The sequence below is a fragment of the Corynebacterium stercoris genome (assembly GCF_024160105.1).
GTDB lineage: Bacteria > Actinomycetota > Actinomycetes > Mycobacteriales > Mycobacteriaceae > Corynebacterium > Corynebacterium stercoris.
This window is the reverse complement of the sequence record NZ_JAMFTQ010000031.1, coordinates 1-1,109: the sequence shown is the minus strand read 5'-3', so window position 1 is coordinate 1,109 and position 1,109 is coordinate 1. Positions and strand designations below refer to the sequence as shown.

The window sequence follows — 1,109 nt, the reverse complement described above, 5'->3', positions numbered from 1 at the left end:
TTTTGACGGTACTTGGAGAAGAAGCACCGGCTAACTACGTGCCAGCAGCCGCGGTAATACGTAGGGTGCGAGCGTTGTCCGGAATTACTGGGCGTAAAGAGCTCGTAGGTGGTTTGTCGCGTCGTTTGTGGAATACCGCAGCTTAACTGTGGGGTTGCAGGCGATACGGGCATAACTTGAGTGCTGTAGGGGAGACTGGAATTCCTGGTGTAGCGGTGAAATGCGCAGATATCAGGAGGAACACCGATGGCGAAGGCAGGTCTCTGGGCAGTAACTGACGCTGAGGAGCGAAAGCATGGGGAGCGAACAGGATTAGATACCCTGGTAGTCCATGCCGTAAACGGTGGGCGCTAGGTGTGAGTCCCTTCCACGGGGTTCGTGCCGTAGCTAACGCATTAAGCGCCCCGCCTGGGGAGTACGGCCGCAAGGCTAAAACTCAAAGGAATTGACGGGGGCCCGCACAAGCGGCGGAGCATGTGGATTAATTCGATGCAACGCGAAGAACCTTACCTGGGCTTGACATACACCAGATCGGGCTAGAGATAGTCTTTCCCTTGTGGTTGGTGTACAGGTGGTGCATGGTTGTCGTCAGCTCGTGTCGTGAGATGTTGGGTTAAGTCCCGCAACGAGCGCAACCCTTGTCTTATGTTGCCAGCACATAATGGTGGGGACTCATGAGAGACTGCCGGGGTTAACTCGGAGGAAGGTGGGGATGACGTCAAATCATCATGCCCCTTATGTCCAGGGCTTCACACATGCTACAATGGTCGGTACAACGCGCAGCTTCCTTGTGAGGGGGTGCGAATCGCTGAAAGCCGGTCGTAGTTCGGATTGGGGTCTGCAACTCGACCCCATGAAGTCGGAGTCGCTAGTAATCGCAGATCAGCAACGCTGCGGTGAATACGTTCCCGGGCCTTGTACACACCGCCCGTCACGTCATGAAAGTTGGTAACACCCGAAGCCAGTGGCCCAAACTCGTTAGGGAGCTGTCGAAGGTGGGATCGGCGATTGGGACGAAGTCGTAACAAGGTAGCCGTACCGGAAGGTGCGGCTGGATCACCTCCTTTCTAAGGAGCTTTTATTTGAGCCCACGGTTGTGGGTGTCACAC

General features: G+C 55.5%; 1 rRNA gene. It reads left to right on the top strand.

The features are described 5' to 3' along the window. Positions 1-1,067 (top strand): 16S ribosomal RNA (locus M5J20_RS11315); the annotation flags it as partial. Positions 1,068-1,109: the final 42 nt, after the last annotated feature.